Below are 14,221 nucleotides of genomic sequence, written 5' to 3' on the forward strand. Positions count from 1 at the left end.
GCCGCCCTTCTTCCAGTTCTCGCCGAGGAAGTAGACCGGGACCCAGATCAGCAGGCCGTAGCGGGCGGTGTTCTGGAACCCGATGGCGATGCCGGTGGACCAGATCTTGGGGTTGCGCAGCACGGTCTTGTAGCGCTGGAACGAGGTCTCGCCGGCGAAGGCTGCGGCGTCGGCCCGGTCGTCCTCCTCGGTGACGGAGGCGGGGGGCGTGATGCCGGCCTGCTTGGGGTTCTCACGGGCGACGAAGTAGAAGGTGATGCCGCCGACGAGCATCAGCAGGACCGGGGCCCGGAAGATCCACTGCCAGTCGAGCTTGAGGGTGTCGACGACGATGGTGGAGGTGACGAAGGCCAGGACGGAGGCCATGCCGGCGGCGAAGGTGTAGAAGCCGAAGCTCTTGCCTCGCTCGCGGGGGCCCCACCAGTTGGAGATGACCCGGCCGCCGGAGGGCCAGCCGAGGGACTGCGCGAACCCGTTGGCGCCCCACAGGAAGCTGAGCGACCTGGAGCCGACGGAGAAGCTCGTACACCAGTTGAGGATGGTGGACAGGATGGCGCCGGCGGTCATCATGCGCCGGCCGCCGAACTTGTCGGCGAGGTTGCCGTTGATCATCTGACCGGCGGCGTACGACCAGAGCAGGATGCCGCTGATCCCGCCCAGTGCGGCCTTGCTCAGACCGAGGTCGGCCTGGATGCCCGGGATGGCGAAGCCGAAGGTCTGCCGGCCGGTGTAGAAGAAGAAGTAGCAGAACATCGCGGCCAGGAGCATGCGCCACTTGAGCTTGTTGTACTTCCCCTCGCTCACGAGTTCGAGGGTGGGGGTTTCGAGTCTCGGACCTTTGGTGTCCGATCTGGTGGTCTCGGCGTTCGACATGGTTCTCGACCGATCTGGGTGAGGTCCGGGGAGCGCCGCATGGCGGGCGGCGCGAGGTCGAGGCGGCGGCTGCCGCCGGTACTGCGGCCGCCCCCCGAAGGGGCGGCCGCGGCGTGTCAGTGCGCGTGAGCAGCGCACGTCCGGGTGGTGCGGCCGGGACGCGGTCAGCGGCTCCCGGCCGGCTTCCGGCCGGCTCCCGGGCGATCATGGCGGCGCCCAGGCAGGCCGCTCGGCCGCCCACGAGCCCCGCGACCACGTCCGGTCGTGGGCCGCGTCCGCAGGCCCGGCGGAGAGCGGAGTCGATCGTCTGCCGCAGGGCCGTATCCACCTGCGGCAGCGGTCCGCCGCCGACGACGACAACTGAAACCTGGGTTCTCGGATCCTCGGGGGTCGGTGTCCTGGGGTGCATGCTGTTGCGGCCGGAGGCCATCGGTGGCGCGGACACCAGCGGGTGGTTGGTGGCCACCGGGTAGATCGTGCTGAAGTCGGCGTCGGTGCGCACCGCGTACGGCCCGCTCGTGCCCCACCGCCAATTCACGTTCGGCAGATAGGGGACGCCCTCGCCGGGCAGGTCGGGCTGGGCGAGGTCGAGCGCCACCCCGCCGTCCTGGACGAACGTCTGCAGCGACCCCGCCTGAGTCTGCACGTAGTTGCGGTAGTCGGGGGCCGTAGCTGGCGAAGCTGCCGAAGGCGATCAGGTCCACCCCCTGCGCGTTCGCCGCCATGGCCGGGTTCAGATCGATCACGGTAAAGCCGACGTACTCCAGCACCGCCGCGCGCAGCGGCGTCGCTGCGGCCGCCGGGGAGGCGCCGGTGGTGCCGGTCATGGCGCTGCCGGCGGCGACCGTCGCCGCGCCGACGCCCAGCAGCTGCACCGCCTTCCGGCGGCTGATCTCGGAGCGGATGTGATCGGACGGGGCGGGGGACGAGTCGTCCATCGTCTTCTCCTGACGTGAGAGGTCTGGAGGGATGCCGGAGAAACCACGGCCCTGGAAAGGGCGTGGTCGAGCGGGGGTGGGGTGGGTACGGGCAACCCGACTGGTGGGGGTCGGACCGTGCGCGGCACGGGGGGCGGCTCTCTGCGCCCGGGTGGGGGCGTCGCAGGTCGGCCGGACAGGAGTCTGCAGCCGCTTCGGTAGGCCGGTACGGAAGTAGGCCGGAACCGGTGAAGCGGGGCGGGGTCAATGAGTGGAACTACAGCGGCAGCGCAACGGCGCTGTCAATACTCCCGCACCGAATAACCGTGGGTCGAATCGTGCGGGGGGTGATATATGGGCCGGGTGAACGGGGTGGACTTTCGTGCCGGTTCTTGATCCGGTCAGCGGCGATTCCTCCGGGGGCGGGGCGTTCCCCGAGGAATTCGTGACGGATCGCCCGGGTGGGCGGGGAGCTACGATCCGCCGCTCGAAGCGGTCGACCCATGAGGACGCGAGTGCAGCCAACTTCCCAGGTGGTCAAAGGTGTTGAGTTCCACCGCAGCCTCGGCCCGGCCGGCATTCCCCCTCCACGCTCCTGCGGTCTCGCGACGCCTCGGCAGCGTTCGCGTCTCAATTTCTGAGTGACTGTCAGATAGGCGCCGGTCGACTTGACACAGGTCTCACGCAACCGAAATCCACGGGTCACATCCGGGATTTCTCATGGCCGCCCATGAGGGCGCGGGCACGGTGTGTCGCCCATACGAATCCGTTATCCGCCCCATCAGTATTTTGAGTCTTGTCGCCGCTCCCCCACCGGCCGACCATCGGATCCGACGCTCCCGGGACGGGAGCGCCGCCGTGCTGCCGTCGCACCGAGGAGTCGGGGCGTTCCGTCGACTCGGCGGGGCGGCGGCACTGCACACCACCCTCGGGACCACTCGGAGGCAGGCCGCCATGGCCGTCCCCCGTTCACACACCGAACACCTTCGCCCCATGCGGGGCCGTGACCGCCCGTGAGTACCACCATGCGGAGCACACCCACCGAACAGCGCGGCGCCCTTCCCCTGTCACCGAGGCGGGAGGCCGCGCGGCGGCGTCCGGCCGTCGGCACGAGCGTCCCCGCCCCGGACGTCGGCGCGTACTACATCAGCGGGACCGTCATGACCACCGACGGCCGCGTCCGGTTGTGCGAGCGCCGGTACGCCCTGCCGGAGCGGGGCACGGACGCCGTAGTCGACACCACGCTCGGCTGCGCGACCGATCCCGCAGGGCCGGCCGACCGACTGCGCACGCCGGTGTCGGCGGCCGGCCTCGTACTGAGTGGATCCGCGGACGAACTCGCCGGAGTCCCGACGACGGCCGAACCGGAGTGGGCCGCCAGGCCGTTGCGTTCCTGGATGGAGGAGCACCTCGACGTGCCCGTCCTTCTCGGGCACGAGAGGCACGCCCGCGGCGTCGCCGGGAGCCGGCTGCGGGGGTGAGGCGTTCGCGTTCGCGACCTCGGGCAACCCCGTCCTGGTCGCGGTGATGCGGGCGGGCCGGTCCGTTCGGCAGGTGACGTTCGACGCCGCCACGGACTCGCCGGACGGCAGGGCCGCGACCCTGTGCAGCGCCGGCACGGCCGCCTGGGCAGCCCAGCGGGCACCGGGCCTGGAACGCCGGGAGTTCGAGGCGTGGGAGGAGGACAGGGCTCAAATGCCGTGGTGTGCCACCGCCCGCGGGGAACTCCCCCCACGGATCGGAACAGGTATCCAGGCAGGTGGTTCTACGCTACCCCCGAGGTCCCGGCGGGGCCAAGACTCGGATACGCCCAACACGGGGACCGCGTACGAAGCCGCGGCGAATCCGCCTCGGCTCCCTACCCGGATCAGCCGTTCTCCTCGGCCCGGCACCCACGCGGCCGCCGCAAGAACCCACCACACGGACAGTCCGGAAGTCCCCGACGGGGGCGATCCGGAACCGTTTACTCAAGGACTAGGAACATCATGAATCCGCCTTCCCCGAGCGCTGGATCCAGTGTCTTAAGACTGCTACTCATGTCCCTGGTGACAGCTCTCCTTGCCGTCGGTGTGTCCGTCACTCCCATGGCAAGTGGCACGGCACACGCCACGGAGTTCCTGGGCAACCCCTGCCCGGCGTCGGAGAGCATGTACTGCACGCGGCTGTACTTGAAGGAGGGCTTCACGCTGAGTGTGGATACCCAGCGAAGCGCGTTGAACCAAGTCAGGTTGGCCCGGGTTCACGGCAGCTCGAACATGGCCTGGCGCCTGACTCCGAACTGGCAGGACGGAACCTTCCGGATCCAGAACGTGTCGCTGGGCACGTGCCTGACGGCCGGAGGCTTCTGGGACCAGGCGCCGGTGTCCTTGCTGTCGTGCGGTTCCACCAGCACCTGGCAGGACTGGATTGCCCATCCCACGCCCACCGGGTTCATGTTCAAGAACGTGGGCACATCGATGTGCCTCGCTCCCTACAAGTCGAAGGTTTCCCCCGGGACACCGACCTGGTTGACCGGCTGCGACGGAAAGGAGGAGCAGTCGTGGAAGGTCCCCTTCGGTGACGAGCAGTCTCCCGTGCGCGGACCGCGGGAACTTGCCCTGACCTACGCGACCAAGATGTGCCAGAAGTACAAGAATGAATGCTCATGGGACATGGAATCGGAATCCTCCGCGGACATGCTGCCGGACTCCTGCGCGTCGGACGCCTGGTTCAACGAAAACGGCTACCCGGATGGCGTTACCCATACGTTTTCGGTACTCAGGACGAACGGATGGTCCCACGAACTGGGCAGTGAAGTTGAGCTTGGACTGGAGACCGGCGCACTGTCATCACTGATTGCCAAGGTCACCGTCAAGGTGAAATTCACCTTCAAGAAGAGCTGGTCCGGCTCGGAAGCCCTGGGGAACCAGGTCACCGGCAAGATTCGACCGGGGGAATACGGCTGGGTCACGCTCTCCAGGGCTGCCACCAAGATCACCGGGACCTGGACGTTCAGCCGCAGTCATCTCCCCTGGACGGCCAGGGACACGATCGTCATGCCCGTGACGACGTCCGACGACGGCCGGCCCACCCTCTATACCGTCCGGTCGTCCCCGAACCCGCCCATCTGCAAGTAGGACCGCGGGCACCGGCAGACGCCGAACATTCCCGGGCTGCCGGGACGGCCTGCGGGCCGTCCCGGCAGCCCGGGGCACACCCGTCGCAACGCAGCGATTCCGCGCGCGCATCGGGGCACGTCACCGCACCCGCCCGGGCCGCGCGCCCCGACCGGCGCGCGGCGGGGGCGAAGGGGCGCGGGTGGAGGCAGCGTCAGGCTCGGACCGGACGCGGCGGCGTCACGGTGCGTACAGGCTCGGAAGGTTGACCACGATGGCCTCCTGGGTGCTGCGGGCGATCACCACCACGGCCTCCACCTCGGGGTCCGGATTCTCCTCGCGGTGCGGGACGAACGGCGGCACGAAGATGTAGTCGCCCGGGCCGGTGCGCAGCCGGATCTCCTCGGGCGTGCCGGAGGAGTCGTCGACGAAGACGAACTCGGGGTGCCCGCTGACGATGTGGATGGCGGTCTCGGACTCGCCGTGGTGGTGGTCGGAGGACGCGGTCGAGGGCGCGACGTGGGTCTGCCCCATCCACAGCTTCTCCGAGCCCACGGTCCGTCCGCTGATCGCCGCGAAGCGCCGCATGCCGCCGGTCTGGGCGGTGTCGCCGTCGAGCTCGCCCGCCCGGATGTGGTGCAGCCGGGCCCGCAGGCCGGTACCGGGAGCGGCGGTCCCGCCGTCGTGCAGGTGCGGGTGGAAGCCGGTGCCCGCCCGGGTCACCACGGGCGCCTGCGCCGAGGTCTCCTCGGAGCGGTCGGCCGGGGCGGCCGGGTGGTGGTGCGGCGGGTGGGCGGTGGACATGGCGGCTCCTGGGTCGGGGATGGGAACGCGGGCGGGGGACGGGGGCGTGGTGACGGGTTGCGGACGCGGCGAGGGGCGCGGGCGGGGCGGCGGCAAGGCCGCACCGGCGGTGGCCGCGGGACGGCCGAGTGCCTGGGCATGGCGGTGGCCCGGAGTCCGGTGCGACGTACCGGCCGGGTTCGGACGCTAGGCCCGGCGGCGAAAGGATGTCAAGAGGTGTCCTTTCCCGCCGAGCGCTCCGCGCCATGCCGGACCACGGACCGGACAACCGACCGGACAAGGGACTTGAGCACGGCCGCGGCCGGGGGATACTCGGCCCATGCATATCTCCGCCAAGGCGGACTACGCCGCTCGGGCTCTGGTCGAGCTCGCCTGCGACACGTCCCGCCCGCTGACCTGCGAGGCCATCGCCGCCTCCCAGGGCATCCCGTTCCGATTCCTGAAGTCCGTGGTGGGCGAGCTGCGGCGGGCCGGGCTGGTCCGCAGCCAGCGCGGCTGCGAGGGCGGTTACTGGCTGGGCCGGGCCGCCGCAGAGATCACCCTGCTGGACGTGGTCCGAGCGGTCGACGGCGAGGTGATCACGCTGCGCGGCGAACCGCTGGCCGGGCTGGACTACCCGGGGCCGGCCCGGGGGCTGCCCGCCGTGTGGCGCAGCGTGGAGGACCGCGCCGTGGCAATCCTGACGGAGACCACCGTGGCGCACCTCGTGGGCACGGCCCGGCAGGTGGCACCCGCATGACGCGGCCGGCGGGCGGTGGCGGTACGACGGGCGCGGAAGGCGCGGCGACGGCACCGGACGCGGCGGACGCCGTTGTGGAGATCGCCGAGTTCACCGATCCGATGTGCCCGTGGTCCTGGGGCGCCGAGCCGCGGCTGCGGCGGCTGCTGCGGGTGCTGGGCGAGGGGGCCAGGCACCGGCGGGTGTTCGGCGTCCTGTTCGACGAGGACGACGACCCGGCGCCGGATCCGGCGGCCGAGACCGCCTGGTACGCCCGGTACGTCGCGGAGATCGCGACGCACACCGGCGCTCCGCGCGCGGAGCGGCTGCGCTGGGTGGCGGCCAGCAGCTGGCCCTCCTCGCTGGCGGCGGCGGCCGCCGAGGCGCAGGGGCCGCTGGTCGGCGAGCGGGTGCTGCGCCGGCTGCGGGAGAGCGCCTTCGTGCTCGGCGAACCCGCGGACACGCCTGAGCGGGTCCTGGCGGCGCTCGCCGGGGTGCCGGGTCTCGACGAGGCCCGGCTGCGGACCGCGCTGGCCGATCCGGCGGTACGCGAGCGGGTGCGGCGCGACCGCGCCGAGGCGCGCCGGCCCCGGCCGGAGGTGGTCGGGCTGCACGGGCCGGGGCCGCACCCGGGGGCGGCCAAGGAGACCGGGGACGGCCACCGCTACGCGCTGCCGACGCTGGTCTTCAGCGGTCCGGCCGGGTGCCGGGTGGTGCCGGGGTGGCGGACGGTGGAGGAGTATCTGGCGGCGGTGGCCGCCGTGGCACCGGGGCTGTGGCCCGGTGCCGTGCCCGAGCCGACGGCGGCGGAGCTGTTGGAGCGCTACCGCAGCCTGGCCGAGGCGGAGTTGGTCGGGGCCGCGGGGCCGCTCCCCGGGGGCGCGCGGCGGGTGGCGACCGGGCACGGGGTGCTGGTGCTGCACCCCGACGAGCGTTCGGGTCCGGCCTGGGAGTCCGCCCGGCGGGCCGGCGGAGCGGGCTGAGCGCCGCCCGGGGGCGGCTGCGGAGAGGGCTGAGTGTTTCCGGGACGGGTCGGCGCGTCGGGCGGGCCATCCACGGTTCGAGACGGGCGGCCCGCCCGACGTCCGGTCCGCGAGACGTCGACGCGTTGTCACAGCGGGCTGCGGGTGCGGCGCTCCGTACCGGCGGGGCACCGGCCGTTCGCGGGCGATGCGGCGGCGCGCCGTGAACGGCGCGTTGAGGGGGTGTTGCAGCACCGCCGCCGCAAACAGACACCTTTTGGTGTCCATTGACAGCAGGCCGCCGACCTGGCCAGGATGTGCCCCATGAACCCCACGCACCGCGTCACGGTGCGCCGCTACATGAGCCACCGACGCGCCGGCAGCGACCTCTGTTGTTGACCGCGTCCCGGCCCGGCGGCGCCCCCGCCGCCGAGTCCCGCCCCGGCCGTATCGGCCGGTAGCGCCGTACCACCGAAGCCCCCGGCCGCGCCGGGCCCGGTCCCGTACCGGCGCACCGCGGTTCACCGCCCCGCGCAGCCGGCACCCCGCCGCCGGGCCACCGGCCGCCGGTAGCCGGCCGCCGCGCGATCCGGCGAGCGACGCATCGCACCCCACCGCGGCAACACCCACCGCAGCCGTACCCCATCGAGCCACCGCACGCCCAGCGTCGGCCCGGCCACCCCGCCACGCCCGGCCGTCCCCATCTGCCGCGAGCCCCACCCCCGACCCGCACGCCGGACCCGCGTGCCGGGCAGCGGGCGGTGGCGCCGCACCCACACCCCCGCCGCCGGTGCCCCGCCGCGCCCTCTCGCGCCGCGCCACCGTCTCCGTAACGCCCGAAAGGTGACGAACCGCCATGACCAGCACCCCCGCCCACCGCACCCTGCTCGGCAGACGTTCGCTGCTCGGCCTGGGCCTCGGCCTCGGCGCCTCCCTCGCCCTCGCCGCGTGCGGCGACACCGGCGCCGGCCAGGCCGGGACGGGCGGCGGCGCCCCCGGCGGCACCCTCAAGTGGGGTTGGGCGCTGCCCACCTCCTGGGACCCGGTGTTCTCCTCGGCCGGCTGGGACGTGCACGGCCTCTCCCTGGTCTACGCGGGCCTCACCAAACTGGACGAGAAGGGCAACGCCGTTCCCGCCCTGGCCACGTCCTGGAGCTACAGCCCGGACAGCGGCTCGGTGACCTTCACCCTGCGCCCCGGGGCGACCTTCTCCGACGGCACGCCGCTGGACGCCACCGCCGTCAAGAAGAGCCTGGACCGCGGCCGCAGCGATCCCAAGTCCCTGGTGGCCCCGCAGCTGACCAGCGTCAGCGAGGTGATCGCCCCGGACACGCAGACCGTGGTGATCAAGCTGTCCAGGCCCGACTACCAGATCCCCAACCTGCTGGCCGGCAAGACCGGGATGATCGTCAACCCCAAGGCCTTCGAGGCGGACGCCGCCGCGCTGGCCACCCGTCCGGCGGGATCGGGCCCCTTCACCCTCGTCTCGTACACCCAGAACGCGAAGGCCGTCCTCAAGCGCAATCCGACCTACTGGGACGCCGCCTCGATCAAGCTGGAGAACTTCGAGCTGCACCCGCTGCCCGACGCCGCCACCGTGGTCGGCGGCCTCCAGTCCGGGCAGTTCGACGTGGCACAGATCCCCGGCAGCCAGGTCGCCGCCGCCAAGACCGCCGGGCTGGAGGTCCAGGAGATCCCCTCGCTGGTGGTCGCGGTGCTCGACGTCAACATCGAGAAGGCGCCGTTCGACAACCCCAAGGTGGTCGAGGCGCTGAAGTTCGCGATCGACCGCGAGGCGCTGGTGAAGACCCAGCTCTTCGGCCACGGAGAGGTCAACTACCAGCCTTTCCCGAAGGGTTACGTCGGCTTCGACCCCGCCCTCGGCGACCTCTTCCGGTACGACCCCGCGCGGGCGCGCACCCTGCTGGCCGAGGCCGGCTTCCCGAACGGGGTCGACCTCACGCTGACCACCACGGCCGCGCAGGGCCTGCCCGAGCAGCTCCAGGCGCAGCTGAAGGAGGTCGGCATCCGGGCCACGATCGACGTGATCCCGGCGGCGCAGGCCACCCAGATCATGTACATCCAGCACTCCAGGGCGCTCGCCTCCGACCAGTTCGCGGGCCGCGACTCCGCCGCGCAGGCCTTCCAGGTGCTCTTCGGCGAGCAGGGGCTGATGAACCCCGGCCGGCGCACCCCGCCCGAGCTCAAGGCCGCCGTCGACCTGATCTCGCGCACCCCGCTGGACTCCCCCGAGTACCCGAAGGTGCTTCAGGCCGCCACCGCGCTCGCCGTGCGCACGATGCCCAACACCTTCCTCTACAGCGTCCCGCGCCTGCTGGCCCGGCGTAAGTCGGTCTCCCCGATCCCCTCGTTCACGGTCGTCCAGCGGTTCGAGGGAGTGACTGCGTCGTGAGCGCCGTCCTCTCGCCCCCTCGCGCCCGGCGGGCGGGCCTGCTCGCACGCCGGGCGGCGCGCGCACCGCGCCCGCTGGGGCGGGTCCTGACCGGCGCCGCCACCGTGTTCCTGCTCTCCTCCGTGCTCACCTTCGGCCTGGGCGCCGTCTCCGACGCCAACCCCGCCGCGGCGGTGCTGGGCGAGACCGCCACCCCGGCCGACATCGCCCGGCTGGACCACCAGTTCGGCCTGGACCGGCCGCTGCCCGTGCAGTACGGCAGCTGGCTGTGGCACGCGCTCGGCGGCGACCTCGGGGTCTCCTGGTTCACCACCGTCCCGGTGGCCGACTCGATCGCCGCCGCCCTGCCGGTGGACCTGTCGATCGCCGGACTCGCACTGCTGCTGGCGGTGCTGCTCGGCGGCGCTGCCGGGGTCTCGGCGGCGCTCAGCAACGGCGGGCGGCTCGACCGGGCGGTCACCGCCGTCTGCACCCTGCTCGGCACGCTGCCGGCCTTCGTGATCGCCATCGGACTGATCACCCTGGTCGCCGTCCAGTTCCGGCTGCTGCCCTCCGGCGGGTACGTGCCGTTCTCGCAGAATCCCGGCGAATGGCTGCGCTTCGCCCTGCTGCCCGCCCTGGCCCTCAGCCTGGACGCCGCCGCCGGGATCGCCCGCCAGCTGCGGACCTCGCTGGTCGCGGAGCTGCGCGAGAACTACGCCACCGGCGCGCTGATGCGCGGGCTGTCCTGGCAGCGGGTGCTGTTCGGGCACGCGCTGCGCAACGCCGCCGGGCCCGCCGTCACCGTGCTGGGGATGAGCGTGCCGGTGCTGATCGGCGGCGCCGTCGTCACCGAGCGGATCTTCAACCTGCCGGGGATCGCCCAACTGTCGCTGCGCGCGGCGGAGCAGCACGACGTCCCGGTGATCCAGGGCACCCTGCTGGTGACCGTCGCGGTCGTCCTGGCCGCCAACCTCGCCGTGGACGCGCTGCTGTTCGCGCTCAACCCGGCGGCCAGACACCGCGCCCGCCCGGCGGGCGCGGTCACCGGCACGGCCGCTGCCACCGCTCCTCGCGCCACCACCGGCGCGAAGGCCGTCCACGCCGCAGGCCCCGCCGCCGACCTCGTCCCGTCGGCGACCGCCGCCTCGGGAGGTGCCCGGTGAACGCGCTGCGCACCACCCTGCGGGTGCCGCTCGCCCGCGTCGCGCTGGTGGCCCTCGGCGTCGTCCTGCTGCTGGCCCTCTTCGGTGACCGGCTCGCCCCGATGGACCCGCTCGCCCAGGACCCGTCCGCCATCCTGCACGGCCCCGGCGGCGGTCACCTGCTGGGCACCGACTACCTCGGCCGCGACGTGCTCAGCCGGCTGCTCGCGGGCACCGGTCTCTCCGTCCTGGCCGCCGCCGAGGCGGTCGCTGTGGCCGCCGTGCTCGGGGTCGTCCCCGGCCTGTTCTCGGTCCGGTTCGGCGCCACCGGTTCCTGGCTCGCCCTGCGGTCGGTGGACGCGCTGATGACGCTGCCGTTCACGCTGTTCGCCATCGCCGCCGTCGGTCTGCTCGGCAACGGGCTGCACCAGGCGATGATCGCCCTGGGGGTGCTGCTGTCGCCGCTGTTCTTCCGGGTCGTCCGGGCCGCCGCGCTGGGGCTCGACCGCGCCCAGTACGTGGAGGCGGCCGAGCTGATGGGCGCGTCCCGGGCCTGGATCCTGCGGGTTCACACCTGGCGCAAGGTGCTTCCGACGGTGGCCGTCACCACCGCGCACGCCCTGGCCACCAGCCTGCTGACGGTCTCCTCGCTGACCTTCCTCGGCATCGGCGTCCAGCCTCCGGCCCCCACCTGGGGCGGCATGCTGGCCAGCGACCTCGGGTTCCTCGCGCAGCAGCCGTGGGCGCCCGCCGTACCCACCTTCCTGATCATGGTCACCATCGGAGCGCTCAATCTGCTTGCCGATGTCCTCGCCGACGTCGACCGGACGGACACCGCGGCGCTCGGAGCACCCTCCGGTGAGCCGGCCGGGAAGACCTCCGGCCAGAAGGGCGCGCTCCCGACGACGACGGCCGGGGCCCGGCCCGCCGGCACCGAGCCGCCCGGCGGGCCGCACCCGCCCGCGGACGACGCCGCGCTGCGGGTCGAGGGCCTGCACGTCACCGTCGGGGGCGGCCGCACCGAGGCCGTCCGGGACGTCTCGTTCGCCGTCCGCCCCGGCGAGGCCCTCGGGTTGGTCGGCGAGTCCGGCAGCGGCAAGACGCTCACCTGCCGCTCGGTGCTCGGCCTGCTTGCCCCCGGCGTCGCCGTGTCGGCCGGACGGATCACCCTCGGCGCCGCCGCACCGGACGCCGCGAGCGGATCCCCCGGCGCTGCGGAGCCCACCGGACCGACCGGGCCGACCGGGCCGACCGGGCCGACCGGGCCGACCGGGCCGACCGGGCCCACCGGGCCCACCGAACTGACCGGGCTCACCGACCGAGCGTGGCAGCAGGTCCGCGGCGACCGCCTGGGCGCGGTCTTCCAGGACCCCGGCTCCTACCTCAACCCCTCGCTCACCGTCGGCCGCCAGCTCGGCGAGCCGCTGCGCCTGCGCCTCGGCCTGAGCCGGGACGAGGCCCGCCGGCGCGCGGTGGAGCTGTTCGAGGCGGTCGGTCTGCGCGACCCGCAGACCGTCCACGACCGCTACCCGCACGAGCTCTCCGGCGGCATGCTCCAGCGGGTCCTGATCGCCGTCGCGGTTTCCGGCGACCCCGGGCTGCTGGTCGCCGACGAGGCGACCACCGCGCTGGACACCGTCGTCCAGGCGGAGGTGCTGGACCTGCTCGACGGGCTGCGCAAGCGGCGCGGTCTGGCGCTGCTGCTGGTCAGCCACGACCTCGCCGTGGTGGCCGACGTCTGCGACCGGATCCTGGTGTTCTACGCCGGGGAGATCGTCGAGGAGGGCCCCACCGCCGAGGTGATCGCCCGCCCCGCGCACCCGTACACCGAGGCGCTGCTCCAGGTCGCCTCCCTCGGCCGGCGCCACCGCCGCGAGCCGGCCGTGATCCCCGGCCGGCCGCCCGAGCCCGGCACCACGGGGCCAGGCTGCCGCTTCGCCGACCGCTGCGCCTACGCCACCCCGGACTGCACCGGGAGCGGCATCTCGCTCACCCCGGTGGGCGGCTCCGGCGGGGACGGCACCCGCCGGGTGCGCTGCGTCCGCGCCGAGGACCTCGCGCTCACCGGAGCCTGGGGAGCCGGGACCCCCGGAGCCCCGGGAACCACCGTGACCACCCCGACCGCCCCGCACCACCGGACGGAGGCCCCCGTATGAGCACCACCACCGCCCCGGCGGCGCCGCTCGCCCGCACCGACGGGTCCGAACCGGCCGCCCGCCCCGCCACCCTGCGGATCGAGGGGCTCTCGGTCGCCTTCGGCCGCACCCCGGTCCTCGGTGGCGTCGACCTGGAGGCGCACTCCGGCGAGATCCTCGGGCTGATCGGCGAGACCGGCTCCGGCAAGACCACGCTGGCCCGCGCCGTGGCCGGGCTCGCCCCGGTCACCGCCGGCCGGATCACCGTCGACGGCACCGACCACGGCGCCCTGCGCGGCCGGGCCCTGCGCGCCGCCCGCCGCGCCGGGACGGTGCAGTACATGTTCCAGGACCCGCTGCGCTCCCTCGACCCGGACCTGACGGTCGCCCGCCTGGTCGGCGAACCACTGGCCGTGGCGGGCGTGCCCCGGGCCGAACGGGAGGAGCGGGTCAGGGAGGCGCTGGACCGGGTCGGCCTGGACCCCGCGCTCACCACCCGTACCCCCGCCCGGCTCTCCGGCGGCCAGCGCCAGCGGGTCGCCCTGGCCAGGGCCGTCGTCGGACGGCCCCGGCTGCTGCTCGCCGACGAGCCCGTCAGCGCGCTCGACGCCTCCAACCGCAACCACGTGCTGCGGCTGCTCGACCGGCTGCGCCGCGAGCTGGACCTGGCCGTCGTGGTGATCTCGCACGACCTCGACTCGCTCGCCGGGATCGCCGACCGGATCGCCGTCCTCTACCGGGGCCGGATCGTCGAACAGGGCCCGGCCCGTACGGTGCTGGAGCACCCGCTGCACCCGTACAGCGCGCTGCTGGGCGCCGCCGCGCCGAGCCTGGACCCGGCCAGGCGGGCCGACCTGGAGCTGCTGCGCACCCCGGCACCCGGGGCCCCGTCGATCGGCGGCCAGGACGGCTCCGACCCCGGCGGCGCCGACCGGAGCGCCTGCGCGTTCGCCCACCGCTGCCCGTTCGCCGACCGGGCCTGCGCCGTACGGCCCGACCCGCTCCCGGCCACCACCCCTGCGGGGGCCAACGCCTGCGCCGCGTCCCCATCGCCCGGCACCCCGGCCCCGCTCCCGGTCGCCCTGCCGGTCGGCGCCCCCGCCGGAGCCACCGTGGCCGAGCACACCGTGGCCTGCCACCACTCCCCCGGCTGGCGGGCGCGGCTGCCCCGCTGACCCCG

The 14,221-nt window shown here is 73.7% G+C and carries 11 protein-coding genes; 9 read left to right on the forward strand and 2 right to left on the reverse strand.

Features of this window, described 5'->3' with window-relative positions:
* A partial coding sequence (locus PUR56_RS01495; RefSeq protein WP_329947520.1) for an MFS transporter occupies positions 1 to 804 on the reverse strand: 804 nt, incomplete at its 3' end.
* A gap of 792 nt (positions 805 to 1,596) precedes the next feature.
* On the opposite strand from PUR56_RS01495, the gene PUR56_RS01500 reads away from it, so the two are divergent.
* From PUR56_RS01500 to PUR56_RS01510, 3 genes are all read left to right on the forward strand, one after another.
* Positions 1,597 to 1,782 (forward strand): hypothetical protein, encoded by a 186-nt coding sequence (locus PUR56_RS01500; protein WP_329947521.1) that lies wholly within the window; start codon positions 1,597 to 1,599, stop codon positions 1,780 to 1,782.
* A 1,033-nt stretch (positions 1,783 to 2,815) separates the two neighbouring features.
* On the forward strand, positions 2,816 to 3,271 hold the full coding sequence (locus tag PUR56_RS01505) for a hypothetical protein (protein WP_329947522.1): 456 nt from the start codon (positions 2,816 to 2,818) through the stop codon (positions 3,269 to 3,271).
* Positions 3,272 to 3,826: 555 nt separating this feature from the next.
* Positions 3,827 to 4,906 carry an RICIN domain-containing protein gene (locus PUR56_RS01510; protein ID WP_329947523.1) on the forward strand — a complete coding sequence of 360 codons (1,080 nt, stop codon included), beginning with the start codon at positions 3,827 to 3,829 and terminating at the stop codon, positions 4,904 to 4,906.
* Between the two features lie 219 nt (positions 4,907 to 5,125).
* Here the strand turns inward: PUR56_RS01510 and PUR56_RS01515 are convergent, their stop codons facing one another.
* Complete coding sequence (locus PUR56_RS01515; protein ID WP_329947524.1) at positions 5,126 to 5,689, reverse strand: cupin domain-containing protein; 564 nt, start codon at positions 5,687 to 5,689, stop codon at positions 5,126 to 5,128.
* A gap of 319 nt (positions 5,690 to 6,008) precedes the next feature.
* Between PUR56_RS01515 and PUR56_RS01520 the strand changes: the two genes are divergently transcribed.
* From PUR56_RS01520 to PUR56_RS01545, 6 genes are all read left to right on the forward strand, one after another.
* The gene (locus tag PUR56_RS01520) at positions 6,009 to 6,428 is read left to right on the forward strand and encodes an RrF2 family transcriptional regulator (protein ID WP_329875060.1); all 420 of its coding nucleotides are present in this window, start codon (positions 6,009 to 6,011) and stop codon (positions 6,426 to 6,428) included.
* The gene (locus PUR56_RS01525; RefSeq protein ID WP_329947525.1) at positions 6,425 to 7,390 is read left to right on the forward strand and encodes a DsbA family protein; all 966 of its coding nucleotides are present in this window, start codon (positions 6,425 to 6,427) and stop codon (positions 7,388 to 7,390) included. Before PUR56_RS01520 ends, PUR56_RS01525 begins: the two co-directional genes overlap by 4 nt.
* A gap of 835 nt (positions 7,391 to 8,225) precedes the next feature.
* Positions 8,226 to 9,782, forward strand: a complete 1,557-nt coding sequence (locus PUR56_RS01530) for an ABC transporter substrate-binding protein (protein WP_329947526.1) — start codon at positions 8,226 to 8,228, stop codon at positions 9,780 to 9,782.
* Entirely contained in the window at positions 9,779 to 10,927 is a 1,149-nt protein-coding gene (locus PUR56_RS01535) for an ABC transporter permease (protein WP_329947527.1), read from the forward strand. Before PUR56_RS01530 ends, PUR56_RS01535 begins: the two co-directional genes overlap by 4 nt.
* Positions 10,924 to 13,062 carry a dipeptide/oligopeptide/nickel ABC transporter permease/ATP-binding protein gene (locus PUR56_RS01540; RefSeq protein ID WP_329947528.1) on the forward strand — a complete coding sequence of 713 codons (2,139 nt, stop codon included), beginning with the start codon at positions 10,924 to 10,926 and terminating at the stop codon, positions 13,060 to 13,062. Before PUR56_RS01535 ends, PUR56_RS01540 begins: the two co-directional genes overlap by 4 nt.
* Entirely contained in the window at positions 13,059 to 14,216 is a 1,158-nt protein-coding gene (locus PUR56_RS01545; protein ID WP_329947529.1) for an ABC transporter ATP-binding protein, read from the forward strand. The genes PUR56_RS01540 and PUR56_RS01545 overlap by 4 nt, the downstream gene beginning before the upstream one ends.
* Positions 14,217 to 14,221: the final 5 nt, after the last annotated feature.

The sequence above is a fragment of the Streptomyces sp. BE303 genome, from assembly GCF_036290945.1.
Taxonomy (GTDB): domain Bacteria; phylum Actinomycetota; class Actinomycetes; order Streptomycetales; family Streptomycetaceae; genus Kitasatospora.